Annotated in this window: 21 protein-coding genes and 1 pseudogene; 15 read left to right on the top strand and 7 right to left on the bottom strand. The window is 50.7% G+C overall.

The window, feature by feature from the left end; translation table 11 throughout:
• Positions 1-63: 63 nt before the first annotated feature.
• The 4 genes from QU597_RS15750 (at position 64) to QU597_RS15735 (ending at position 4,443) form a co-directional block, all read left to right on the top strand.
• Positions 64-204, top strand: a complete 141-nt coding sequence (locus QU597_RS15750; RefSeq protein ID WP_310828882.1) for a hypothetical protein — start codon at positions 64-66, stop codon at positions 202-204.
• Positions 197-1,456, top strand: a complete 1,260-nt coding sequence (locus QU597_RS15745) for a DNA polymerase IV (RefSeq protein ID WP_054940861.1) — start codon at positions 197-199, stop codon at positions 1,454-1,456. Before QU597_RS15750 ends, QU597_RS15745 begins: the two co-directional genes overlap by 8 nt.
• Complete coding sequence (locus tag QU597_RS15740) at positions 1,453-1,932, top strand: YhjD family protein (RefSeq protein WP_310828881.1); 480 nt, start codon at positions 1,453-1,455, stop codon at positions 1,930-1,932. Before QU597_RS15745 ends, QU597_RS15740 begins: the two co-directional genes overlap by 4 nt.
• A 204-nt stretch (positions 1,933-2,136) precedes the next feature.
• Positions 2,137-4,443 carry a type IA DNA topoisomerase gene (locus QU597_RS15735; RefSeq protein ID WP_310828880.1) on the top strand — a complete coding sequence of 769 codons (2,307 nt, stop codon included), beginning with the start codon at positions 2,137-2,139 and terminating at the stop codon, positions 4,441-4,443.
• 109 nt (positions 4,444-4,552) lie between these two features.
• Here the strand turns inward: QU597_RS15735 and QU597_RS15730 are convergent, their stop codons facing one another.
• From QU597_RS15730 to QU597_RS15720, 3 genes are all read right to left on the bottom strand, one after another.
• Entirely contained in the window at positions 4,553-5,320 is a 768-nt protein-coding gene (locus QU597_RS15730; RefSeq protein WP_310828879.1) for a DsbA family protein, read from the bottom strand.
• A 98-nt stretch (positions 5,321-5,418) separates the two neighbouring features.
• Positions 5,419-6,171, bottom strand: coding sequence for an HAD family hydrolase (locus QU597_RS15725; protein WP_206100295.1), 753 nt, complete (start codon positions 6,169-6,171; stop codon positions 5,419-5,421).
• A gap of 50 nt (positions 6,172-6,221) precedes the next feature.
• Entirely contained in the window at positions 6,222-7,145 is a 924-nt protein-coding gene (locus QU597_RS15720) for an ArsR/SmtB family transcription factor (RefSeq protein ID WP_206100294.1), read from the bottom strand.
• A gap of 164 nt (positions 7,146-7,309) precedes the next feature.
• Here QU597_RS15720 and QU597_RS15715 point away from each other — a divergent pair, with 164 nt between their 5' ends.
• From QU597_RS15715 to QU597_RS15695, 5 genes are all read left to right on the top strand, one after another.
• Positions 7,310-8,458, top strand: coding sequence for an MFS transporter (locus tag QU597_RS15715; protein ID WP_310828878.1), 1,149 nt, complete (start codon positions 7,310-7,312; stop codon positions 8,456-8,458).
• A 90-nt stretch (positions 8,459-8,548) separates the two neighbouring features.
• Entirely contained in the window at positions 8,549-9,274 is a 726-nt protein-coding gene (locus tag QU597_RS15710) for a phosphonate ABC transporter ATP-binding protein (RefSeq protein WP_310828877.1), read from the top strand.
• Positions 9,275-9,311: 37 nt separating this feature from the next.
• Positions 9,312-10,595: a hypothetical protein gene (locus QU597_RS15705; RefSeq protein WP_310828876.1), complete on the top strand. Its 1,284-nt coding sequence runs from the start codon at positions 9,312-9,314 to the stop codon at positions 10,593-10,595.
• Complete coding sequence (locus QU597_RS15700; RefSeq protein ID WP_054940854.1) at positions 10,588-11,286, top strand: response regulator transcription factor; 699 nt, start codon at positions 10,588-10,590, stop codon at positions 11,284-11,286. The genes QU597_RS15705 and QU597_RS15700 overlap by 8 nt, the downstream gene beginning before the upstream one ends.
• Positions 11,283-12,713 (top strand): sensor histidine kinase, encoded by a 1,431-nt coding sequence (locus QU597_RS15695; RefSeq protein WP_310833335.1) that lies wholly within the window; start codon positions 11,283-11,285, stop codon positions 12,711-12,713. Before QU597_RS15700 ends, QU597_RS15695 begins: the two co-directional genes overlap by 4 nt.
• A gap of 109 nt (positions 12,714-12,822) precedes the next feature.
• Here the strand turns inward: QU597_RS15695 and QU597_RS15690 are convergent, their stop codons facing one another.
• A complete protein-coding gene (locus QU597_RS15690; RefSeq protein ID WP_310828874.1) occupies positions 12,823-14,049 on the bottom strand; it encodes a glucose-1-phosphate adenylyltransferase in 1,227 nt (408 codons plus the stop codon).
• 217 nt (positions 14,050-14,266) lie between these two features.
• Here QU597_RS15690 and glgB point away from each other — a divergent pair, with 217 nt between their 5' ends.
• From glgB to QU597_RS15675, 3 genes are all read left to right on the top strand, one after another.
• The gene (gene glgB / locus QU597_RS15685) at positions 14,267-16,195 is read left to right on the top strand and encodes a 1,4-alpha-glucan branching protein GlgB (protein WP_310828873.1); all 1,929 of its coding nucleotides are present in this window, start codon (positions 14,267-14,269) and stop codon (positions 16,193-16,195) included.
• A 30-nt stretch (positions 16,196-16,225) separates the two neighbouring features.
• A complete protein-coding gene (gene glgA / locus QU597_RS15680; protein WP_310828872.1) occupies positions 16,226-17,650 on the top strand; it encodes a glycogen synthase GlgA in 1,425 nt (474 codons plus the stop codon).
• Positions 17,651-17,766: 116 nt separating this feature from the next.
• On the top strand, positions 17,767-18,129 hold the full coding sequence (locus QU597_RS15675; RefSeq protein ID WP_206100287.1) for a hypothetical protein: 363 nt from the start codon (positions 17,767-17,769) through the stop codon (positions 18,127-18,129).
• Positions 18,130-18,241: 112 nt separating this feature from the next.
• On the opposite strand, the gene map is transcribed toward QU597_RS15675, so the two are convergent.
• Positions 18,242-18,988, bottom strand: coding sequence for a type I methionyl aminopeptidase (map, locus tag QU597_RS15670; RefSeq protein ID WP_310828870.1), 747 nt, complete (start codon positions 18,986-18,988; stop codon positions 18,242-18,244).
• 8 nt (positions 18,989-18,996) lie between these two features.
• Entirely contained in the window at positions 18,997-19,542 is a 546-nt protein-coding gene (locus QU597_RS15665; protein ID WP_310828869.1) for a TetR/AcrR family transcriptional regulator, read from the bottom strand.
• 302 nt (positions 19,543-19,844) lie between these two features.
• On the opposite strand from QU597_RS15665, the gene QU597_RS15660 reads away from it, so the two are divergent.
• Complete coding sequence (locus QU597_RS15660) at positions 19,845-20,255, top strand: GNAT family N-acetyltransferase (protein WP_310828868.1); 411 nt, start codon at positions 19,845-19,847, stop codon at positions 20,253-20,255.
• Between the two features lie 127 nt (positions 20,256-20,382).
• On the opposite strand, the gene QU597_RS15655 is transcribed toward QU597_RS15660, so the two are convergent.
• Positions 20,383-22,140: an alpha-glycosidase gene (locus QU597_RS15655; protein WP_310828867.1), complete on the bottom strand. Its 1,758-nt coding sequence runs from the start codon at positions 22,138-22,140 to the stop codon at positions 20,383-20,385.
• Positions 22,141-22,797: 657 nt separating this feature from the next.
• On the opposite strand from QU597_RS15655, the pseudogene QU597_RS28850 reads away from it, so the two are divergent.
• Positions 22,798-24,296, top strand: a pseudogene (locus QU597_RS28850) (ABC transporter substrate-binding protein/permease); the annotation flags it as partial.
• Entirely contained in the window at positions 24,283-25,005 is a 723-nt protein-coding gene (locus QU597_RS15640) for an amino acid ABC transporter ATP-binding protein (RefSeq protein ID WP_054940844.1), read from the top strand. The pseudogene QU597_RS28850 and the gene QU597_RS15640, both read left to right, overlap by 14 nt.
• The last annotated feature ends 16 nt before the right edge of the window (positions 25,006-25,021 follow it).

Here is a 25,021-nt window from a genome sequence, read left to right as displayed (position 1 = left end):
TAAAAATCCCTATCGTGGTTATAATACAAACAAATGTTCTTATATTTGCGGAGGCGATCAATCGTGAGAATGAGTATCGGCCAAACACTTGAACTCATATACCTGGACAATGCCGGCAAGATTACTCAGCGGAAGATCAAGGTTTGCGGCAGCTGTGACGAAATGCTGCCAGGGCAACCGTTACAGGAGAAACGCTATGTCTAAAGAGCGGATTATTTTACTGTCGGACTGCCAATCCTTTTACGCCAGCGTTGAAAAAGCTGCTCACCCTGAATATAAAGATAAGCCTGTCGCAGTGGGGGATCCGACGCGGATGAACGGCATTGTCCTCGCAGCCTGCCCCATCGCCAAGGCCCAGGGTGTAACCACCGCCTCACGTGTGGGTGAAGCCATGGCCAAGTGCCCCGGACTTGTGGTTATACGGCCGCGAATGAGTACTTATATAAAGGTATCACTGCTTATTTCGCAAATTTACCATGGATATACGGACCTTGTGGAGCCTTTCAGCATCGATGAGCAGTTCTTGGATGTGACGGGCTCGTTGACCTTTTTTGGGGGAGGAACGCAGGAGATTATTCGCAGCATCCAGCAGCATGTCCTGTTATCCACCGGTGTCTGGACCAGGGTAGGGATCGGACCGACAAAAATACTTGCCAAGATGGCAAACAACCTGTCGAAGAAGCGGGAAGGCGGGATTTTCCGGCTCGGGTATGACAATTTGTCTGAAGAGCTCTGGCCTTTGCCGGTACATGAAATGTTTATGGTGGCCGGCCGGATGAGCAAAAACTTCTATCGTATGGGGATAACCACCATTGGTGACATTGCGCGGATGGAGCTGGGTGAGTTTAAGCGGAGAATGCGTATGACAATGGGCAAACAGAGCGATATCCAGGCGGAGTATTATTGGCAGACTGCCCGCGGTATTGATCCTAGCCCGGTAGTAACAGGAATCCGCCATCAGATCAAATCGGTGGGTCACGGGAAGGCGCTGCGCTGGAACCTGTACACCCGGCTGGAGGATATTGAGGTCGTCCTGCTGGAGCTGGTCATTGAGGTTTGCCAGCGGGCACGGCGGTACCGGTATATGGGATCAGTGGTATCTATTGCAGTCTCGGAAACAGACGGTAACAGGTCCAATTCGTATAGCCGTCAGATGACCCTGCCGGAGCCGTCGTCCTTGACTCACGAGATTGCAGCAGCGGCTTATCACCTGTTTATCGACCATTGGACCGGGATGCCTTTAAGCCGTTTATCTATATCTATTTCCCATTTGACCGATGACAGTGTCCTGCAGCTTACGCTGTTTGACGACCGGGAACGGACGTATAGAAGAGAGCGTACCATCGATCAGATCAAAACACGGTATGGCAGCAAAGCGCTGATCCGCGCGTCCTCCTTGCTTGAATCCGGGGTTGCTCTGGAACGCGCCGAACAGATTGGGGGGCATTATAAATGAGCAAACTAAACGGAAACGAGAGGTGGAAAACCAAAATGTTAATGACTGAGCATGTAGAGCTGTATGAGCAAAAGGATAAGGAAGAGGGCGACAGCGGGAAGATGCTCACTACCCTGGAACGCACGATGGTCCGGGATCTTATTTTGCTTCCTTACATAGACACCATGGTCAGCAAGAGTATGCAGGAGGTTGACAGGTCGGGCAACATGCTTACCCGGACGTATTTAATGGCCGGACGGTATATCCAGAATCGGGTAATGCAGGATACCTACCGTCTGCAGCGAGAACTCAAGCAGCGGAATATAAAAGTGCTGGAGGATGAGCAGGAGGATTTCTTGTTGTACTATAAAATTCTGTTTCGCGGCTACCAGGAGCGGTTTGGACTGACCCGTGATGTCATGCGGACGGAAATAAGCCTGAGATTAACCCGCTACACCTCCGAGCTCGGAGCGGTATTAAGAGAGCAGCTGAAATAAGCAATCCCCGTCCGGAGTGTTCTCTTCGTTATTTTGCATAATGCAGTAATGGCTCCATGCTAACTTTCAAGGGCTTACCCAAGCTTATTCCGCGTCTCCCTCTTAATGATTATACTGATTATTAGCAGGAATTTCGTTTAACATAATGGTATAATAGAAAACTGGACGCATTTTGGAAGATTGAAGGTTAAGGAGCGATTTTTTTTGAAGACACTCATTATTGCGGAAAAACCGGATATGGGGCGGAATATCGCCGCCGCAATAGAACCGAAGGCCAAAAATTACCGTTCCTATTTAGAAGGGGAGCAGTACATCATTACTTGGGCGATCGGTCATCTCATCGGACTCGCCGAACCGGAAGCTTATGACGACAAATACAAAAAGTGGAATATTAACGACTTACCCATCATTCCCGACCAGTTCAAGCTGGTGCCGAACGCCCGCACAATTGATCAGCTGAAGGTGATCGGCGAGCTGGCCAAACGCAGCGATCTGCTGGTCAACTCCTGTGATGCCGGGCGGGAGGGGCAGCATATTTTTTCGCTGATTCAGCGGCATTTGCAGCTGGGCCAGCCGGTGAAGCGGCTGTGGATTTCCGACCTGACACCGGAGACGATCCGCAAAGGATTCCAGGAGCTGAAGGATGGCTCGGAGTATGAGAATCTGACCAAAGCCGCCAGGGCGCGCAGTGAGGCGGACTGGCTGATCGGGATGAACGGTTCCCGCGCATTTACCACGAAGCATAATGTACTGCTGTCCGTGGGCCGGGTGCAGACGCCGGTGCTTGCGCTGATTTATGACCGCCAGAAGACGATTGAAGCTTTTTCATCGCTTAAGTTTTTTGAAGTCGAGGGGCATTTTACGCAGAACGAGGTAGCTTATAAAGGCATGTGGCAGGGGGACCGTCTGACCGACGGTGCGAAGGCGGAAGCGCTGGCTGCCAAGGTCAAGGGGAAACCGGGGCGTGTTGCTTCGTATGAGGTCAAGGACACCAAAGAGTATCCGAACAAACTGTACGATTTGACGCTGCTGCAGCGTGAGGCGAACGGGAAATACGCTTTCTCCGCCAAAAAAACACTCGATATCGCGCAGGCGCTCTACGAGAAGCATAAGGTGATCTCCTATCCGCGGACCAACTCCAACTATGTAACCGAGCAGAACATCCCTGAGATGCATAAGACGCTGTCTGCGCTGCAAGGGACTTCCTATGACGAATGGGTAAAAGGTGCGAACCGCAATCTGGTCCATAAAGGCAATAAATTTATCTGCAATCCGTCAAAGGTGGAAGACCACCATGCCATTTTGCCGACGAACCGCAAAGCATCGGGGCTAAGCGCAGATGAGGCTAAATTGTATGACCTGATTGTACGGCGCTTTCTGTCACAGTTCTATCCGGCTGCGGAGTATAAGGTGCATACGGTCTTTACTGAAGTTGAAGGAGAGAGCTTCAAAACGACGGTCAAAGAACTGCTGAGTCTCGGCTGGAAGGTCATTTACGGCGACCAGAAGAAGGATAAAGCGAAGCCGGCTAAGGGGAAGGGCAAGGAAGACGAGGAGGAAGAGGAGATTGAGGTGAACGAGCCGTTCTCCATCTCCCCGACGGACGAGGTGCTCTGCAGCGATGCGGTAGTTAAGGAAAAAGACACGCAGCCGCCTAAGCATTATACTGAAGGGACCCTGCTCAAAGCGATGGAAAGCGCAGGCAAGCAGATAGAGGACGAGGAGCTGCGCGATGCCATGAAGGATTCAGGTCTCGGCACTCCGGCTACCCGGGCAGCAACGATTGAGCGGCTGAAGAACGTCGGCTACATTGAAATGCAGGGCAAAAAGATCGCGATTACCCAAAAGGGACGGACAGCGATTGAGCTGATCCGCGGAGCGGGGATTGAGCTGCTGACCTCACCGGAAATGACCGGACAATGGGAACGGCGTCTGAATGAAATTGCCAGAGGTACGGCGGCGGACGGCCAGTTTATGGAGAATGTCAAACGTTTCGCCTCGATGATCGTAGAGAAGGTTCGTGTTCAGTCGCGCGCGTCCAAAACCTCCTTTGAAGGCGAAACGCCTTCAATTAAGGCAGGTTCCAAAGGGCGGAGCGGCGGCTCAGTAGCCAAGGCAAGCCCGGACAGGACAGCCGGCGCCTCCCGCAAACGCAGTGGAGCAGGAGGCAGTGCTTCTGCCGGTACAACCGCAGGTGCAGGGCAGCCTAAAGCTGGTGCTGAGACGGCAGCAGATACTGGACCGAAGATCATCGGAGCCTGCCCGCGTCCCGGCTGCGGGGGAACAATCTTCATGGGGCGTAAAGGATATGGCTGCTCGCACTATAAAGAAGGCTGTAAATTTGTAATCTGGAAAGAAAATCATGGCCGGACACTTACCGACGCCCAGGTGAAGGCGCTGATTGAAAAAGGCAGAACCGGCAAGCTGAAGCTGACAGCTGAGGACGGTGCTCCGCTCGAAGGCAAGCTGGTACTGGCCAATATGGATACGGGGCAGCTTAGCATCGAATGATCTAATAGATTTTCCTTGAAGAAATACCAAAAAGGATGCGGCCCGGGCCAGGGATTCCCTGCCGTGCTGCATCCTTATCTTTTTGCTGGAGTGCTTAAATGATGCGGGGTTACTTGGCGGTTTCGGCCAGTCCGCTCTCCACCGCTGCGGTAAGCCCCTCGTAAGAGGAATCCTTCAGCAGAACACCGTTCACCATGAATTTAGGTGTGCCGTTTACGCCGTAGGCTCCGGCAATTTTGAAGTCTTCCTTAACATCGTACATATAGGTGTGGTTCTTCACGTCCTGCTCAAACCGGGCGTAATCAATGCCCCCGATGTTCTCTTTGACGAAATTAAGGATGAATTTTTGCGTTGCCCAAATTTTGCTTTCGTCGCCTTGATTAGCATATAGCTTATGGACGTATTCCCAGAACTTTTCGTTGCTTTGTTTATAAATAGCTTCCCCGGCACTTGCTGCCAGATAGGAGTCCCGGTCAATAAAGGCGAAATTCATGAAGTAGAAATCCGCTTTCCCGGTGTCTACATAATCCTTAATGAAGGTATCCAGATAAGTTGCTGTCCACTTCTTGCAGGCCGGGCATTTGAAATCGGCGAATTCAATGACCTTGACCTTGGCGTTCCCGCTGCCGAGATGCGGCTGCTTCTCAACCTTCAGCCCGTCAACCACAATAGTGCCTTTGACATCCGTGTAGTTGGGCAGCCCCTCAAAAACATCGCTGTCGCTGGCTTTGCCGCCTGTAGTGACATAGACCAGTGCAATGATCAGGATGACCACCACGACGCCCAGCAGCATCGGCAGAAGACGTTTGTTGCCCGTTGCGGGGGTACGGGAGGTCATCTTATTCAGTGTGTGTTTAGGATTCGCGTTCTTGTTCATTTCTACCTCCTGCATGAGATGAAAAATCTACTCAAACAGTATAAACACACCGGGTGCAGGCTGCCTATGGCATTTCTAACAGAAGGCCTGGTCTATTATCAGCCGTGGTTTTTGCGCTGCGATGCCGAGCGGATGACCGGAGGGACCTCATGAATAGAGGAAATGGTCAGGACCGACTGCTGCATTTCCCGCTGAAGTTCGATCAGGTTGTAGAGCCATTCATTTTGCTGCTTCAGATAGATGCTGTTGATGCCCGCAGTCAGGGCCGGGAGCACATCCGTGCGCAGTGAATTGCCGATCATCCAGGTACGTTTCCGTTCAAAAGGATAAGAAGTCAGAATATTCTCAAGCGATTCGATATTTTTATGCTGGCGGATAAAAATCCGGTCGCCAAAATAAACGTCGAGCTTCATTTGCTCAATTTTACGCTGCTGGATCGTATCGTCCCCGCCGGTATAGAGGTACAGGTCATGACCGTCATGCTTCAGCGCATCGAGTGTCTCCACCATGCCCGGATAAGCTTCGACTTCCTGGTCGTAGACGCTGAGACCGAGCTTCATCAGCTGCTTTTCCTGATAGGGATCGGCCGCACGGTTATATTTGGCGCAGAAAAAGCGGTAGGTGGCAATCAGGGATTTCGGGAAATTGTCGCTGGCAAGACCGCTGGTACTTACCGTCTCCACGTCGATTTCCACCTGCTTGCTGCGGAATTCGCTGGTTGTGGGTCCGAACTCGCTGAACCAATCGGACATCAGTTCGAAATACTGCCCCAGAATGAGGTCAAAATATTTATTGCAGTGGACCAGGGTGTCGTCCAGATCGAAGATAACTTGTTGTGTCAAATATTTCATAACGCTCACTCCTATAAATTTTGTCAGCTGTCTCTGTCTGTGTATAACTATTATAAACGAATATACGACTCTAAGAACATTTGCAGGTCTGAGGCGCCGTCCGGACGTACACTATAGCGTTCGTTGCCTTCGCCTTCACTGCCTAGATGGACCCGCAGCAGGCCCGCGACACGCAGCATAAGTAAATGATGCATCAGCATATCACTGGTCTGGTTCAGGTCAGACTGCAGCTCCCACAGTGTTTTGGGCTCATGGGCCGCATAGCGGAGCAGCCGGAGCCTGGTCGGATCAGACAGCGCCTTGGTCAGGCGCAGCAGCACGGTAGGCGGTTCGTCCTCATTGTCCGAGGGAACATCTACAGGATACTGAATAATCATCAGGGTATTGTAGAAGCAATACATGTTGATCGGCCGGTTATGTATGGTAGGCAGGAGCACCACTGTCCGCAGATCAGGGATATCCTCGATCACCACGCCGCCGGATGCATACTCAATCAGGGCAGCAGCGCCCATTTTGCTCTCGAGCATCTTTTTCTCTGAAGCGTCTTCGATGAGTATGGGCAGGAGCTTTGGCTCCACATGGCGGAAGTATTGCTCATACCATAGCTGCAGAAGCGGGGGATAGTCTTTTTTGATCCGCGCGCATTCTTCTATTGTAAAGTTGGGGAAAAGCGGCGCTGTGCGTTCAAAACATTCCTGTAGTGAAGAAGCTTCGAGCTCCTCCAGAAACTGCGTCACCTTCGATGCCGGCTGGCGGTGGTAAGCCCAGACATAGAGCACATCATAATCGGTAAAAGGCCAATCGGCTGCCTGTCTGAGCGCAGTTACCTGCTGCGGAGGAATGCGGCCGTCAATATCACGAATCCAGTCGGGACCCATATCCAGATTGGAAATCCATTTTCTAGTTACATATAACATGAAACTGTCGAGCAGTTCGTATACAGGTGAAACATCAATTTTCAGTTCATAACTCATGCAGCATGCACCCCCAGGAAATCGGTCACTTCTATATATTATCTCTTGTTTTGAAGAAGGTTGTCCACTATAATGTTCGGTGTTTGTCTTCAGAAGCAAGTTTTATTGGAAGAACTAATCAAGGAAGCATATACTCACAAAACTTTTAGGAGGCTTCACTTCATTTGAACAGCAGGCTGAATTACATCATCCTTATTACGGTTATTATCGCCGCCGGGCTCAGCCAAGGGCTGCTGCTGCCGGTGCTCTCCATTCTCCTGGAGCAAAAAGGAGTCTCTTCCTCTCTTAACGGGCTTAACGCCGCGGCCCTTTATGTCGGGTCGTTCGCTATGACCCTTGTGGCTGAACGGGTACTAGGCGCAATCGGCTTTAAGAAACTGATTGCTTCCGGAATCAGCCTTGTGCTGGTGACATTGCTTCTGTTCCCGCTGCTGCCCGGTATCAAGGCCTGGTTTATTTTGCGTCTGCTCGTCGGCATCGGCGACTCCGCCATTAATTATGCTGCTCAGCTCTGGGTATTGCTTATGACACCCGCGGAACACAGGGGCCGTAATCTCTCGCTTTACGGGATGTCCTACGGCCTGGGCTTCAGCCTCGGGCCGCTTGGCATAAGCCTGCTGCGGTTTGGCCAGGCCGCGCCTTTCCTGATCCTTGCCGGCTTGTTTGTGCTCGTTCTGCTGCTGGTTCTGCTCAAGCTGCCTGACTCCCATCCGGATAAAGTAGAGCATGGGGAGGGCCAGGCCAGACGGTTTGGACGGAGCTACCAGTTAGCCTGGTATGCACTGATTCCGGCCCTGCTATACGGCTATATGGAGGCGAGCCTGAACAGTAATTTCCCGGTGTATGGACTGCGCACAGGCTTCAGCACGGATCAGATCGCTGCGCTGCTGCCATTCGCAGGCATTGGCGGCCTGGTACTTCAGCTGCCGCTGGGACTGTGGAGTGACCGGTACGGGCGGAAGAAAATACTGATTTTTGCCGGTGTGGCCGGCGGGCTGGGCTTTACGCTGCTGCCGCTTGCAGGAGATCATTTTCTGCTGACCTTGCTGCTGCTGATGGTGGCCGGCGGGCTTGTCGGTTCCTTTTTCTCACTGGGACTTAGCTATGCAGCAGATATTCTGCCGCGTAATCTGCTGCCCGCTGCCAATGTGGTTTCTTCGTTTCATTATAGTGTCGGCAGTATAATCGGTCCGGGTCTTGGCGGCCTGCTGCTTGAGTTCGGCTGGGGCGGCGGTGTGTTCGCGCTGCTTGGCGGTTTCTATATATTGTTCGGCTTAGCGGGGTTATTATTCTCGCCACGGCAGCTGAATTGAGGTAAGATAAGAACGGATGTCCGCATGGAAATTGATCCCGCTTTCAGAGTACACTATAGATTAGAGATGAAGACAGGGAGAGGCTGAACTATGATCACAGTTGAACATTTAGCCAAAGCAGTCGGGGAGGATAAACTTCCTGTTCTGCGGGATATTAGCTTTCAATTAGAACCGGGTGAACTGGTTGTGCTGCTGGGAGCCAGCGGAAGCGGCAAGTCGACGCTGCTGCGCTGCCTGGCGCTGCGCGAGAAATGGGACAAGGGGAACTTTAGAGTAGACGGGGTTAACGTTCGGGGAAATATGTTCACCGGCAGACGGAAGATCCGCCGCGAGTGGGCGTATCTGGAGCAGAATGCGGAGCTGAATCCGAACCGCACTGCACTGAAGAATGTTTTGATCGGCCAATCTTCACAGACTCCGCTGTGGCGGATGGTCACGGGGATGGTCCGCTCGGATGATTATATGGGCGCGATGGACGAGCTCGATTTGCTCGGGCTGCTTGATAAAGCTAAAATGAAGACCAGCCAGCTCAGCGGCGGTGAGCGCCAGCGGGTGGCGATTGCCCGTGCGCTTGTGCATGGAGCGAAGGTGATTCTGGCTGATGAACCGGTAACCGGTCTTGACCCGAAGACAGCGGAAAGTGTTCTGGAGACCTTGCGCAAGCTGTGCAAAGAAACAGGGCTTACGGTAGTGACCGTGCTGCCGCTGGAGCTAGCGGAACGGTATGCCACACGTTTATGGGTACTGGAAGACGGCAGAATTAAACATGATGTCAAAGGACGCCGTCTGACTTCGCAGGAACGTATCCATCTGTAGCTTATTTGAGCCACGAAACAAGGAAAGAGTGATGAAGTTGAATATACGTGTTCTTAGGCGTCTGGCGGCAGTAGCTCTTTCCATGTCCCTACTGTCGGGCTGTACCTTCATCAGCGATCCTGTTTCGAAGATGAAGTCGCCGGAGCTCTCTGCCGACAAAGCTTCGCTGATGATGGCCATTAAATCACAGATGCCGGCCAGCGCATCGCTGATCCGTCCGGCGGGGGATGAGGACAGCTCCATTTTTACGGAGGATCTCGATAAGGACGGAATGATGGAGACCCTGGTTTTTTACTTAACCGAGAACGAGTCTGTCCTGATCCATGGCATGATTCTGGAGAAGGTAGAGGATGGGTGGGTGAAGAAGCTCGTCTTTGACGGTGACGGCACGCAGCTGGAATCGGTGGATCTGAAGGATGTAACCGGTGACGGGAAGCTGGACATTATTACCGGCTATTCACGCGGTGATGAGAAGGGGGTAGTGGTGTATTCGTATTCCGGCGGTGAGCTGGAAGAACGGCTAGCACAGCCCTATACCAAATACATGATCGATGACCTGAACGAGGACGGGATTTCCGATATTACGATCGTGTACTTCAAACGCAATGAAGTGGACAAAATCACCACCTATCAGTTTAATGACGGGTTTAAGGTGCTTGATCAGCTCGATAACCTGGACCCTTATTTTAATAATTATTACAATATTGTCTCAGGAAAAGTAGCAGAGAATAAAGAAGGTATAGTACTGGATGCGGCAGTGGATTCCCGCTCGGCTTATACTACAATGGTTGTTATGGAGAATAACAAGCTGCGCGTGGTGATACCGGGGGATGCCAGTACCTTTAAGGACAGAAAAATTATCAGTGAAGACATGGACGGGGACGGCATTATTGAGATCGGATTGCTTGAGCCGCCGAAAGGCTGGGAATATTTCGACCCGGAGACCATCCCTTATTTCACTTCCTATTACAAATGGGACGGCAAGGACGGGCTGACCTTTACGGCGCAGAAATACCGTGATCCTTCGGACCGTTTCGTGATTGATTTCCTGCCGGAGTGGCACGAGAGGATTACGGTCGATACGAAGTCTGTCCAGGATAAGTCCCTGAAGTTTATTCTGTCCGATACGGGAGAAACGGTTGTAGAGGTATCTTTCTTCACACAGATGGAATGGGACCGCGTCAAGAATAGCGGATGGAAAGTTCTGGGGCGCGATATGGATAAGGTAATCGGCTACCGGGGAGAACTGGTGCAGAGCACGGGCGGGAGCGACAGCGACAAAATAACCGCTCCAATCGAAAGGAAGGGAATCGATGAGTAAAGTACTTATTCTGGAGGATGAAGAATCTATCCGCAGTTTTATTGTTATTAATCTTAAACGCAACGGGTTTGAAGTGCTGGAGGCGGCTGACGGCAACGAAGCGCTGCATAAGCTGACTACAGTGCCCGATATTGATATCGCGCTGCTGGATGTTATGGTTCCGGGTATCGACGGTTTTGAGGTGTGCAGGCGTATCCGGGAAACCAACGAGCGGCTTGGAATCATCTTTTTGACGGCAAAGGTGCAGGAACAGGATAAGGTCTACGCGCTCTCCGTAGGAGCAGATGACCATGTCAGCAAACCGTTCAGTCCGACGGAGCTGATTGCCCGTATTCAATCGCTGCTGCGCCGGGTTAATGTGCACCGCGAGCAGTCGGCGAAGGTGTCCTTCCATTCCGGTCCGTTTACACTTGATCTGATCTCTAAGCAGTTCAAACGCGGCGGGGAAGCCATCGAATTGACACCAACTGAATTTTCACTGGTGCAATTTTTCCTGGAGAAAGAAAATACGCCGCTCAGCCGCGATTCCTTGCTGGATCATGTCTGGGGTAAGGAATACATGGGGGATCCCAAAATTGTGGATGTGAACATCCGCCGGCTGCGCCAAAAAATCGAAAACAATCCGTCGGAGCCCGAATACCTGCAGACTGTATGGGGGCACGGCTATAAATGGAAGGGTCAAGGACAATGATCAAGAAGGGGATGCGCAGACAGATTGTACTGCACTATATTCTGGTAGTCTTTGTGGCGCTTCTCCTCGTTGAGGTTATCTTCCTGCTGGCAATCCGGACGTATTATTACGACAGCGTGTACAGTAAGATTACGACCCACATCAGCACGGCGGAAGAATTCCTGAAATATGAAATTTCGGGTGAGCGGTCGCCCAATCAGCTGCAAAAGGTGCTCGATTTCTTCAGCATGGACTATACAGAGCTGGAAGTCCTGTCAACCAGCGGGGATATCCTTACCAGTTCAACAGGCTTTCAGCCTGACCGCACCATTACTACCAGTGACGTACCTGAAGCGGTAGGCGGCAGTATCGGCCGGTGGGTAGGCAGACAAGCGGGAACGAATGAAAGTGTAATGGCTGTCTCCAAGTTGATTCAGGTCAGCAGCCGCGACAAGTATGTAATCAGATATCTCACCTCGATGGAGCGGATCGATAAAGATCTGCTGAACCTTACACTGGCATCCATCGGTATCGGTGCGGCCGTAATGGTGATTGTAGTCCTGTTCAGCTTCGGCCTGGCTAATTCGATCGTTAAACCGCTGAATAATATTACCGCAGTTTCGGCCCAAATGGCGAAGGGGAGGTTCACCGCCCGCATCAAAGGTAACTATAGATACGAAATCGGCGATTTGGCTTCTACCTTGAACTATATGGCGGATGAGATTATCCGCAGCAATCAGATCAAGGACGACTTTATCTCCTCGATTTCGCATGAGCTGCGGACACCGCTCACCAGTATCAAGGGCTGGAGTGAGACGCTGATTTCGGGCGGCTACGATCCGGAAGAGACCAAGCTGGGTATGGGGATTATCTCCAAGGAAAGTGACCGTCTTATCGGACTCGTTGAAGAGATTCTGGACTTCTCGAAGCTGCAGCAGAATGAAATGAAGCTCTCCATCGTTCTGATGGACATTAAGGTAGTGCTGCAGGAGACGATCCTGAATATATGGGCCAAAGCGGAGAAGAAGCGGATTCATCTGGTGCTGGAGTGTGAGGACACGATCTATATCAAAGGTGATCCGAACCGGTTGAAGCAGGTATTTCTCAATCTTGTCGATAATGCCGTGAAGTTTTCTCCGGAAGATTCCAGCATCGTCCTGTCCGCCCAGCGTCTGTCAGCCAGTGAAATGGCTGTAATCGTGCGGGACAGCGGAATCGGCATCAGCGAAGCGCATCTTTCCAGGGTGCGTGACCGGTTCTTCCAGGTCGATGCGCTGAATGGAGGGACCGGACTGGGGCTTGCGATATCCCAGCAGATTGTGGAGCTTCATAACGGAAAGCTGGAAATGGACAGTGAGCTCGGCAAAGGTACGCAGGTGACCGTTATTCTGCCGCTCACCGAGGAGCGTCCGCCAGCAGCGGCTCTTCCGGAGAATGTCTACGAATAACGAGAGCGTTCGCTCCTAATTAAGATATAGCTAAAAGGGCTGAATTACCGGTCGGCAAGACCGGTAATTCAGCCCTTTTATTAATTGATTATGCTGAGGAAGAAGAGGCTTAAGAAGGAAGCCCTTCAGCCCGGAGTCTGCCGGTCTTCTCATAGACCTCTTGCAGCAGACGGGAAGGCTGTGTACGGATAACAGGTTTGGCGGCCACAATCTCATTAGGGCCGACAACGACGATATTGTCACTGCTTCCTTTGATGACTGCTCCGTCCTTAATGACCGCACCTTCGCCGATGATCGCATTCTCAATCAGGACGCCGCGCCCGATGCGGACATTCGGCATTACAATACTGTGATGAATCCGGCTAAGCTTGCCGATTTCTACACCCCCGAAGATCACTGAACGCTGCAGGCTGCCTTCGAGCAGGCAAGATTCATTCACTAGGCAATCTTCTGCTTTGATCTGTACGCGCGGTTTAACAGCCGCCGGTTTGTTACGGCGGGCCCGGCTGTACATCGGCCACTGGGCATTATCCAGCTTAAAGCCGTTGTCATCCTCCTGCAGAAGGTCCATATGAGCTTCCCAGAGGCTGTCTACGGTGCCGACATCTCTCCAGTATCCTTTGAAGCGGTAAGCAAACAACTGATCATTGCCGTCAAGCATCGTCGGAATAACGTCTTTACCGAAGTCATGGCTGGAGGCCGGATTAGCGGCATCGCGCAGCAAATGATCCTTCAGGTAAGCCCACTCGAACAAGTAAATTCCCATCGAAGCAAGATTACTTTGCGGCACTTTTGGTTTTTCCGCAAACTCGGAAATTTGGAGTTCTTCGTTAACATTCATCACACCGAAGCGGCTGGCTTCATCCCAAGGGACCTCCATGACTGAAATGGTTGCCTTAGCGGATTTGCCGATGTGATAATCGAGCATTTTGCGATAATCCATATGATAAATATGATCAGCTGAAAGAATCAGCACATGTTCCGGATTATGGCTGTCAATAAATTCAATGTTCTTATAGATGGCATCTGCTGTCCCCGTATAAGTGTCACGGCCTTCAACTCCGGAGGGCAGCAGCTTTACTCCCTGATCTGGTTTGGAATGAAGCCCCCATGGCTCACCTGACCCGATATGCTGATGCAAGGAGTTCGCTTCGTACTGTGTCAGTACGCCAACGGTATCTATCTTGGAATTCACGCAATTGCTGAGGGGAAAGTCAATGATTCTATACTGTCCTCCGAAAGGGACTGCGGGTTTTGCCATAGTGGAAGTTAAGGGAGCCAATCTCCGGCCCTCCCCGCCTGCCAGCAGCATGGCTACACATTCTTTTTTACTCATTTGTTATCCCTCCCATTTTTTTGTCAATGCTTGTAATATAAACTCACTACAAGCGCTTGAAACGACATAGGTGAAATATATTGCTGTACAGCAGGAAAAATTACAGAATAATTTTCTTTATTCAGAGAAACCCTGTTTTTGCCTTATAAATCATTTTCAAACGCCCAACATTCGGGTAATGTTATAGGTGCATCCTATACAATAAGGTGGTGATGATTTGCCTGACATACTTAAGACAGTAAACCTCCCGTCATCTGATGATATTTACCTGTTCCATGAGGGCACGAATTATCGCAGCTATACGATGCTGGGCGCGCACATTGCCGCTGAAGAAGGAATGACGGGCGTACGCTTTACCGTGTGGGCTCCTCATGCGACATATGTAGGACTGGCTGGTAATCATAACGGCTGGGATGGAACGCAGGACGTGGACTCGTTATATAAGATACCCGATTCAGGATTTTGGAGTCGTTTTTTTCCGGGAATAGAGCCGGGAACTTTTTACAAATACAGGATTGTATCCGCTGAAGGTGCAAGCTTTTTGAAGGCAGATCCTTACGCGTTTAAGGCAGAGGTGCGGCCGGCCACGGCTTCCGTTGTTGCGGATATCAGCGGCTATAGCTGGGGCGACAATCAGTGGAAGCGGAAGAACAAAGCTCCATACAACGGGCCGATGAACATTTATGAGATGCATTTCGGCACCTGGAAGCAGAAGGAGGACGGTGAATTCTATACCTACCGTGAGATGAGTGATCTGCTGATCCCCTATCTGGTGGAGATGAATTATACCCATGTGGAATTTATGCCGCTCGCCGAACATCCTTATGATTTATCATGGGGATATCAGGGAACGGGATATTTCGCTGCAACCAGCCGTTATGGAGAGCCGCAGGAGCTGATGTACCTCATTGATCATCTTCACCAGGCCGGTATCGGTGTTATTCTGGACTGGGTTCCGGCGCATTTTGCCAAAGATGCACATGGCCTCAGAATGTTTGACGGAACTCCGCTGTACGAATATGCGGATCCTATGCTGGCCGAGAAGCCGGGCTGGGGAACCCTGTCCTTTGATTTCAGCAAGCCGGAGATTGTCTCGTTCCTGATCTCAAATGCACTGTTCTGGTTCGATGTTTATCACATTGACGGAATGCGTGTAGATGCGGTGACAAGCATGCTCCGTCTCGATTTTGAGAAGCGGGACCACCAGTACCGGCGCAACCGGAACGGGGGACTGGAGAATTTGGAGGCGATCAGTTTCATTCAGCAGCTGAACAAGGCCATTTTCCATTACTATCCAAAAGCACTGATGATGGCTGAGGAATCCAGCGCCTGGCCGGGCGTTACTGCGCCTGTACATGAAGGCGGCCTGGGGTTTAATTACAAATGGAATATGGGCTGGATGAATGACACACTGGGTTACATAGAACATGATTTCGGGGCCCGGCCCTATCATCATAATTTGTTGACCTTTCCCATCTGCTACGCCTATTCCGAGAACTATGCTCTGCCGCTGTCTCATGATGAAGTCGTGCACGGCAAGAAATCACTGCTAGACAAAATGCCCGGATCCTATGAGCAAAAGTTTGCCGGACTCAGGGTACTCTTGGGTTATCACATCTCCCATCCCGGCAAGAAGCTGCTGTTTATGGGTGGTGAGTTTGGACAGTTTATCGAGTGGAAGGATCAGGAGCAGCTCGATTGGCTGCTGCTGGATTACGAAAGCCACCGCCGGATGCTTGCTTTTACAGCTGCACTTAACAAACTCTACGTGACGGAGAAGGCGCTGTGGGAGCTAGATCATGATATGGAAGGCTACCAGTGGATTGATGCAGACGATAATGGCCAAAGTGTGGTTTCCTATATCCGCAGAGGCAAGAAGCCTGTAGATACCCTGCTCATCATTATTAATTTTCAGCCGGTGGAACGGCGTGATTACCGGATCGGCGTTCCGCGGCCGGGTACGTATGAAGAAATTTTCAGCTCGGAGAACATCGAGTTTGGGGGTTCCGGGATTCATAATGAACCGCTGAAGAGCACCAAGAAAGAATGGCATAACCAGCTGAACAGCCTGGAGCTGACGCTTCCGCCGCTTAGTTTTCTGGTCCTGAAGAAGGCGGGACGCAAGCCCAAAGCAGGTTTGGAATAGAGAATTCGTACAACGAAGGGGGAAATTGGAATGAAAGTTTTATTTGCCGCAGCCGAAGCCCATCCGTTTATCAAAACGGGAGGTCTGGCCGATGTCATTGGAGCTTTACCCAAGGCGCTGAAGGGTGCAGGGGTGGATGTACGGGTGATTTTGCCTAAATATAAAGGGATTCCGGAGCAATTCCGCTCGCAGATGGAGTCTGTGGCTGTACTCGATGTGCCTGTCGGCTGGCGCAATCAATATTGCGGCATTGAACAGATCGTCTATGACGGCATTCCTGTTTATTTCGTCGATAATGAATATTATTTTGGCCGGGACGGCATCTACGGATATATGGATGACGGTGAACGGTTTGCCTTCTTTAACCGCGCGGTACTGGAGTGCCTGCCGAGTATTAATTTCCAGCCTGATGTGCTGCATTGCCATGACTGGCATGCTGCTGTTGTTCCGCTGCTGCTGAAGGCGCACTACCGCCATATTCCTTTTTACAGCAACATGCGCACGGTATTCACTATTCACAATCTGCTGTATCAGGGTGTTTTCCCGTATTCGGTGCTGGGCGAGCTGCTCGGTCTGGACAGCAGTTATTTTACCAGCGTAGAGTATTACGGCAACGTGAATTACATGAAGGGCGGAATCGTCCACAGCGATCATGTCACTACGGTCAGCCCGACGTATGCGGATGAGATCCGTACAGCATATTACGGCTACGGTTTGGATGGGCTTCTGAATTCCCGTGCAGACAGCCTTAGCGGAATCGTAAACGGCATTGATACCAAGAGCTATAATCCGAATACGGACAGCAAAATCTTCACGAAATATCGCTCAAATCTGGCCAAAAAAGCCGAGAACAAGCTGGGTCTGCAGCAGGAACTGGGTCTGCCGGTGGCACCCTACATTCCGATGGTTGCGATGGTTACACGGCTGGTCGATTCCAAAGGCCTGGATCTGCTGACACGGGTACTCGATGAGCTGCTGTATTATGACGATATCCAATTCGTCCTGCTTGGTACAGGTGACGAATCCTATGAGCGCTGGTTCCGTGAGGCGGCATGGCGTTATCCGACCAAGCTTTCTTCCCAGATTTTGTTCAATGACGCGTTATCCCGTAAAATCTATGCGGCAAGCGACATCTTCCTGATGCCATCCAAGTTTGAGCCTTGCGGCATCAGCCAGCTGCTGGCCCTGCGGTATGGAAGTATTCCGGTCGTGCGCGAAACCGGCGGGCTCAACGACACAGTTCATGCCTATAACGAGGAGACAGGCGAGGGCAACGGCTTCACCTTTAAGGATTACAACGCCCACGATATGATGTATACACTGCGCCGGGCCGTATCCTACTACCACAAACCGGAGCACTGGAAAAAGGTTACGAAAAACGCCTTCGCCGGTGACTACAGCTGGAGCGTTTCCGCACAGCAGTACATCGACATCTACGATAACATTACGGAATAGCTTATAATAAAAAACGATCACACCTCAAAAGCAGAAGAACACACCGCCAGGATCAAATCTTAGCAGTGTGTTCTTTTTTTGCAAATCAACAGAATCTAAGAAAGGACAGTACCCGCATGGAAAATGTATCACAAGCAGATCAATTGGAATCCATTAAATCTTTACAATCGACCATCCGTAAGCTGGAAAATGCTTTGTCTCAAATGACTCAAAATGGTGCCAATACTACCCTCGTAAAGAAACGGCTTAAAGCTGTTTCCATCGGTTTAGCCGTGCTGGAACACGTCTGGAATCAAGGGCCTCATCATTACATACAGGAAGATTTAGCAGAAGCCCGCAAGGTGATTGCAGGTTTATTTCCATCTATTCAAAACAGTTATGCGAAGTCAAAGACGGGTAGTCCGCAAAGAACACTGCTGGAGCGAAGAATAAAGGCCTTGGAACTGGCTGTTCAAGCGATTGATGATCTCACAACTTAACCCATGACGATGGCTGGGTGTGAAATCAAACGAATGCATCAGAGGAAGAAAGAGGCTATGCGTGGCCCGCAAAAAAGAGGTCGGCCATTTCGCTGGCCGGCCTCTAATGATTTTATTGCGCAGTCAGGATTTGTGGACCTTCAGCAGTAATGGCGATTGTATGCTCATATTGGGCGGCGAGCTTGCGGTCCAGTGTTCGGGCGGTCCAGCCGTCCGGATCGATTGACATATAGTAGGTGCCTTCGGTGATCATGGGCTCGATCGTGAACACCATGCCTTCCTTGATGCGGAGGCCTTTGCCGGGCTTACCGACATGCATATAGGTCGGCTCCTCGTGCAGGTCCCGGCCGATGCCATGGGCGAGAAGGTCGCGCACGACGCCGAAGCCGTTCGATTCGGCATGCTGCTGGATCGTGCTCGTCACATCGCCGAGCCGATTGCCGGGCTGGGCCTGCGCGATGCTGAGGTCAAGGCATTCCTTGGTGACGCGCATCAGCTTCTCGGCCGCTGGCGAGATCTCACCAACCGCATAGCTCCAGGCTGAATCACCGAGCCAGCCGTCGAGCTCTGCGACCGTGTCGATCGTCACAATATCGCCTTCCTCAAGCGGTTTATCTGTAGGGAAGCCATGTGCGATCACGTCGTTGACGGAGGCACAGGTCGCATATGGATAGCCCTTGTAGCCCTTCGTGTATGGCTTGGCGCCGTGCTTCAAGATAATGTCCTCGAATATGCGCTCTATCTCGTTCGTCGTGATACCCGGTTTGATGAGCGGGGCGATCGTACGGTGGCATTCGGCCACCACCTGGCATGCCTTGCGGATGCCTTCGATTTCATGCTTGCTTTTTAAGATGACCATGGTTGTTATCAATACTCCTTCGTAATAGCTTGCATCGCAAGCTGGGCGATTCGATTGACGTCCAGCTCGGAAGTACCCGCATAGTAGTGCACCCCGCAACAGCCAACCAGCACGGCAAGCATATAGTCTACGCTGTCGTCTTCGCGCTGCGCGATCGATTTGAGCGGAAGGTACAGCTGTTCCATGAATCGTCTCTGGGCGGGATGCCGATCTTTCTCAGGCAAGCCTGAATATTGTTCCGCCGCCATTTTGTAGACGAGATATGCGCGGGCATCCGACAGCCACAGCCGGAGCAGCATCTTGCAATACGTCAATAGCTGCCTGTTATCCGAGGTGCTGCGGCTGAGGTTAGACCATTCTGCAAGTGCTTGCTCGCATCGCTCGAAGCCGCTGTCCAGCACCTCTTCTATCAGTAAATGCCGGTTAGGATAATAATGGTATACCGTGCCGTAACCGAGCTCGGCCTCGCGAGCGACGTCGCGAATATCAAAGCTGCCGCCGGTGCGGAAGTAGGCGCGCGCGGCGAAGTCCAGGATCTGTTCTCGGCGCTGCATCCGTATGCGCTCATTTTGTTCTTTAGTACGGGGGCACATAGACGCGTGGACCTCCTTTTATAGACCTGCAAATTTGTCAATATAAAGAGTGTAATGCATGAGGGGAACAAATGCAATTATCTTTGGGTGTTCGGCGAAACATAGTATGAATCTGAATAATAAGGCACTAGGCCGTCAAAACAAAGTTGTAGACACTAACGGGCAGTAGAGTTTAATTAAAGATGTTATTTATTGTCGGTGCTTAATAAAGTTCTGTTAGAATGTCATTAGGTTTTTTAATGGGACATAAGGGAGGAAGAAAGTTGAAGATCGTCTTTGCAACGGACTCAGACTATGAATACATACGAAACCGTGACTCTCATATTTCTGAGAGCTTAATACTGTCAAAAATAAAGGGGAATGAGATATACATTCTGCGAAATCAGGATGAAAGTAATATCGGATGGATGAGGTTTGGATACTTTTGGGACAACACCCCTTTCATGAACATGATTTGGGTCGATGAACAATATCGAGACAAGGGGGCAGGAAAGCAAGTTGTCCTCTTCTGGGAAGAACAAATGAAACAAAAGGGCTTCAATCTGATTATGACATCTACTCAGGCTGATGAAGGAGCCCAGCACTTTTACAGAAAACTAGGCTATAAAGATGCAGGATGCTTAATTCTTGATACACAACCATTGGAAATACTCCTCACCAAAAATTTAAACTAACGGACCGTTTTATCCCTTATGAGTTAATATAATGAGCGGTAACTTGAGCCAGACAAAACCAAAGGCAGTCTAGAACTGAATTCCAGTTCAAGGCTGCCTTTGGTTTTTTGTATTGAAGGTAACAGCTTTAAATCGAAGGCTGCTCCAGATTACGGCACAGAATCCGGTAACCGTACGGATCAAGCGAGATATTCATCATTCCATCTACGGGAGCTACCGGGTCACCGGTCAGCGCATCCTGCCAGTCGTCGGTCTCCATCGGGTGGCTGAGTATGCGGGGAACGGGGGAATTGTTCATCCAGACCGTGAAATGAATGATTTCATCCGCCCGCTCATAGACGATGCACGGATCATTCTCACAAGCCTGGAGGATGCGGAAGCGGCCTTCGCGCAGCGCCTTGTTTTCCTTGCGCAGGGCGATCATCATGCGGTAGAAATCATAAAGCTCCCGGTCCTGCTTCTCCTCATCCCATTCCATGCATTTGCGGCAGTCGGGGTCTTCATTGCCCGTGAGCCCGATCTCATCGCCATAGTAAATGCAAGGTGTCCCCATAAAGGTGAACAAAAAGACGACAGCGAGCTTCAGCCTGCGTTTATCCTCCCCGACAACCGTCAGAAGACGCGGGGTGTCATGGCTGCCCAGCAGATTAAAGACGACCTCGTTCGTCTGCTGCGGATAGCGCATCAGTAAGCTTCCGATCCGGTGTCCGAAGGTAATGCCGTCCATGCCCCCGTTGAAGAATTCCAGCACCGTACCGGAGAACGGATAGTTCATGACCGAATCAAACTGGTCACCGAGCAGCCAGGTCAGGGAATCACTCCACACCTCGCCGACGATATAAGCGTCCGGGTTCGCAGCCTTGACAACCTTGCGGAAGTCGCGCCAGAAATGGTGATCGACCTCATTGGCGACATCCAGCCGCCAGCCGTCGACCTTGATCTCCTTGATCCAATATTCGGCCACCTCAAGCAGATAGGTTTTGACCTCATGGTTGGCGGTGTTGAACTTCGGCATATTGCCAAAAAAGCCGAAAGTGTCATAGGTAGGAATACCGTCGACAACCTCAGCGGGGAAGGAGTTCATATGGAACCAGTCTTTGTATACAGAATATTCGCCCTTCTCCAGCACGTCCTGAAACGGCGGGAACTTGTCACTGCAATGGTTAAACACGGCGTCGAGCATCACCCGGATACCCCGTCTATGGCATTCCTCAACAACGCGCTTCAGGAGCTCATTATCGCCGAAGTGGGGGTCCACTTTTTTATAGTCCACAATGTCATATTTATGGTTGGAAGGGGAGACGAACAGCGGTGTGAAATAAACGGCGTTGATGCCAAGCTCCTGCAGATCATCCAGATGATCCAGCACACCCTGCAGATCTCCGCCAAAAAAATTATCCAGCTTCGGCGTTCCGCCCCAAGCCTCGGTTCCTTCCGGATCATTGGTGGGATCACCATTAGCGAAGCGCTCGGTCATAATCTGATAAAACACCGCATCCTTGGCCCATTTAGGCACCTGAAACAGGTCGATTTGGTGTATGTAGGGAAACTCGTAGAAGTGATTTGGCGGCTGCGGACACTCCGAGCGGATGCCATTGTCAAGGAGATATACATCCTCCGGGCCTTTGCTGACACGGAACGTGTAGCTGAGACGTTTATATTTAGGCCGGACCGCGCATTCCCAGTAATCAAACTTATCGTCGGATGCGGCCTTTTCCATCATGATCTCATAAAAGGTATGTTCCCAGTCATACTTGTCTCCGGTGAGGGCTGTAACACAGTCCACATCGTCCCTTTTGGTGCGTACACGCAGATGTATAGTTTTTGTATCGTAGGCGTAAGCCCACTTGTCACGGGGTACATGGTACATAGCTTCCAAAAGCATGAGAGCACCTCCTAAAAGTTTTGTGAGCTAATCCTCCTGAGACACATCGTACAAAACTCGCTTCGAAAGCATAAACTTAAGTTTTGTGAGCTAATCCTCCTGAGACACATCGTACAAAACTCGCTTCGTAAGCATAAACTTAAGTTTTGTGAGCTAATCCTCCTGAGATGTCGTATAAAATGACTTTGTGAGCATATATCTATGCTTTGTGAGTAAATTCACCTGCGCCATACCGTAATAAACGGTTTCGTAAGCATTAGGTAATTAATACCACACGAATGGAGCCCGTGAACCAGTCCAGGTTATCCGGGTTATTTCGGAAGCAACTGGAGATGATACCTAGTATATACCTCTTGCCTTAACATGTGCAAAACAGGGTGGGCTTTAGGCTGCTGTAATCACCATGTCTTACCTTCAAATGAACGAGTCTTGTCACAAAAATGTCTTTGCATATTCATGCGCAGTGATTTATAATAAATCGGTCAATGGGACAACTTAGAGAATTTAAGAGAGAATAGGGGAGATATAAAGATGAACAAATGGGGTAAACTTTCTTTAGGAATGCTGCTTGCGGTAGGACTGATGACCGGCTGTGGCAACAACAATGATAATGCTGCATCAACGGACACTAATGCCGGCAATACCGGTACAGCAGCCAAAACGCTGACACTGGGCACAAGTGCAGACTTCCCGCCATATGAATTCCATAAAGTGATTGACGGCAAAGACACTATCGTAGGCTTCGACATCGACATTGCCAAGGATATCGCTGCGGATATGGGCGCTGAGCTGGTAATCAAGGATCTGCCTTTCGATTCCCTTTTAAATGAGCTGTCCAGCGGCAGAGTGGATATGGTGATCTCCGGCCTGAGCCCGACTGAAGAACGCAAAAAAGCAGTCGATCTGTCCGACATCTACTACAAAGCGGAGCAGGCAGTAGTAGTACGTGAAGCCGACAAAGATAAATTTGCGACCATGGATTCCCTGAAGGGTGCCAAGATCGGTGTTCAGACCGGTTCAATCCAGGAAGATATTGCCAAAGGCATTGAAGGTGCACAGCTGACTTCCCTCGGCAAAATTTCCGAAATCGTTCTGCAGCTGAATTCCAACCGTGTGGATGCTTCCATTATGGAAGGGCCGGTTGCCAAATCCTTTGTGAAGAATGTTAAAGGCCTTGTCATTACAGATGCTAAACCTGAAGTGGAAGATGACGGTTATGTAATCGGCGTGAAGAAGGGCAACACAGAGCTGCTTAACCAAGTAAATACTACCTTGACCCGTCTGAACTCCGAAGGCAAGATCGAAGAGTATGTAGCGGCGGCAAGCGAGCTTGCCGAGAGCGAATAAGCTTTTTACCTGACACAACCTGTGATGCAGATCATTAATTTTTCTGCGGCTTGGCTTGCTGCAGAGTAATGCTCTTTAAGTAGAAAATAGCGATAATTCGCTGTTTTCTATTTTTTTGAAAATGGAAGAACAGGAGGTTTTGCCAAGAGATGAATATTTTTGATATGGCTTATGAATACCGCAATTTTTTCTTCTCCGGTTTAAAGTATACATTGCTGCTGGCGGTGATGGGCGTCTTCTTCGGCTTTGTGCTGGGGATTATTGTCTCGCTGCTGCGCATGTCCAAATGGAGAGTTCTGCGTTTTATCGCATCCGCCTGGGTTGAATTTTTGCGCGGGACACCAATGCTGGTGCAGCTGTTCCTGATCCACTATGGCTTGCCGGAATTCGGCCTGGAGTTTTCTCCGATTCAATCGGGGGCGATTACCCTGACCATTAACAGCTCGGCTTATCTGGCGGAAATCTTCCGCGCGGGTATTCAGGGGGTAGACCGCGGTCAGGTAGAGGCGGCCCGGTCGCTCGGAATGAAGCAAGGGATGACCATGCGGTACATCGTGCTTCCGCAGGCGCTCAAAAATGTGCTGCCGGCTATCGGAAACGAGTTTATTACAATTATTAAAGAGTCCTCCATCGTCTCCATGATCGGGGTAGCGGATCTGCTCTTTGAGGCAAGAACCATTACGACCATTACCTATGAGGGATTAACTCCGCTGGTTGTCATCGCCGTAATGTATTTTATACTGACCTTTACACTATCCAAGCTACTCGGCATATTAGAAAGGAGGCTGAATACGGATGATCGCCGTTAACAACCTGCAAAAGCATTTTGGCAAGCTGGAGATCCTCAAGGGAATCGACCTGGAGATCAAAAAAGGCGAGGTTGTAGTCGTCATAGGACCCAGCGGTTCGGGTAAAAGCACCTTTTTGCGCTGTCTGAACCTGCTGGAGCAGCCTACGGGCGGCGAAATTACCTTTGAAGGCCAATCCATTACAGATAAGAAGCATGACATCAACCAGACCCGTGAAAAAATGGGCATGGTCTTCCAGCAGTTCAACCTGTTCCCGCATATGTCCGTACTGCAGAATATTATGCTGGCTCCGCTGAAAGTGAAAAAGCAGCAAACGTCGGAAGCGGAGAAAATCGCCGTAGAGCTTCTTCGTACCGTAGGGCTTGAAGATAAGCGCGATGCCTACCCTGCACAGCTGTCCGGCGGACAGAAGCAGCGGATCGCGATTGCCCGGGCGCTGGCGATGCAGCCGCATGTGATGCTGTTCGATGAGCCTACCTCTGCGCTAGACCCGGAAATGGTCGGCGAGGTGCTTGAGGTAATGAAGAAACTGGCTGAGCAGGGCATGACGATGGTCATTGTAACTCATGAAATGGGCTTTGCCCGTGAGGTCGGCGACCGCATCCTGTTTATGGACGGCGGATACATTGTCGAGCAGGGTACACCGGCAGAAGTATTCGGCAATCCGAAGCATGCCCGCACCCAGGATTTCTTGAGCAAAGTGCTATAAAAATGCGAAAACGGCC

The organism is Paenibacillus pedocola (genome assembly GCF_031599675.1).
In the GTDB taxonomy this organism is placed as follows: domain Bacteria; phylum Bacillota; class Bacilli; order Paenibacillales; family Paenibacillaceae; genus Paenibacillus_AQ; species Paenibacillus_AQ pedocola.
Note: the sequence above shows the minus strand (reverse complement) of the source record. Positions and strands in the feature narration are given on the sequence as shown.

What these genes read in the sequence shown, in the direction of transcription:
- glgA (WP_310828872.1), top strand. Translation starts at nt 16,226, where the DNA reads ATGAAAGTTTTATTTGCCGCAGCCGAAGCCCATCCGTTTATCAAAACG.
- map (WP_310828870.1), bottom strand. Translation starts at nt 18,988, where the DNA reads ATGGTCATCTTAAAAAGCAAGCATGAAATCGAAGGCATCCGCAAGGCA.
- QU597_RS15690 (WP_310828874.1), bottom strand. Translation starts at nt 14,049, where the DNA reads ATGAGTAAAAAAGAATGTGTAGCCATGCTGCTGGCAGGCGGGGAGGGC.
- QU597_RS15640 (WP_054940844.1), top strand. Translation starts at nt 24,283, where the DNA reads ATGATCGCCGTTAACAACCTGCAAAAGCATTTTGGCAAGCTGGAGATC.
- QU597_RS15695 (WP_310833335.1), top strand. Translation starts at nt 11,283, where the DNA reads ATGATCAAGAAGGGGATGCGCAGACAGATTGTACTGCACTATATTCTG.
- QU597_RS15745 (WP_054940861.1), top strand. Translation starts at nt 197, where the DNA reads ATGTCTAAAGAGCGGATTATTTTACTGTCGGACTGCCAATCCTTTTAC.
- QU597_RS15730 (WP_310828879.1), bottom strand. Translation starts at nt 5,320, where the DNA reads ATGAACAAGAACGCGAATCCTAAACACACACTGAATAAGATGACCTCC.
- QU597_RS15725 (WP_206100295.1), bottom strand. Translation starts at nt 6,171, where the DNA reads ATGAAATATTTGACACAACAAGTTATCTTCGATCTGGACGACACCCTG.
- QU597_RS15740 (WP_310828881.1), top strand. Translation starts at nt 1,453, where the DNA reads ATGAGCAAACTAAACGGAAACGAGAGGTGGAAAACCAAAATGTTAATG.
- QU597_RS15655 (WP_310828867.1), bottom strand. Translation starts at nt 22,140, where the DNA reads ATGCTTTTGGAAGCTATGTACCATGTACCCCGTGACAAGTGGGCTTAC.
- QU597_RS15675 (WP_206100287.1), top strand. Translation starts at nt 17,767, where the DNA reads ATGGAAAATGTATCACAAGCAGATCAATTGGAATCCATTAAATCTTTA.
- QU597_RS15720 (WP_206100294.1), bottom strand. Translation starts at nt 7,145, where the DNA reads ATGAGTTATGAACTGAAAATTGATGTTTCACCTGTATACGAACTGCTC.
- QU597_RS15665 (WP_310828869.1), bottom strand. Translation starts at nt 19,542, where the DNA reads ATGCAGCGCCGAGAACAGATCCTGGACTTCGCCGCGCGCGCCTACTTC.
- QU597_RS15710 (WP_310828877.1), top strand. Translation starts at nt 8,549, where the DNA reads ATGATCACAGTTGAACATTTAGCCAAAGCAGTCGGGGAGGATAAACTT.
- QU597_RS15700 (WP_054940854.1), top strand. Translation starts at nt 10,588, where the DNA reads ATGAGTAAAGTACTTATTCTGGAGGATGAAGAATCTATCCGCAGTTTT.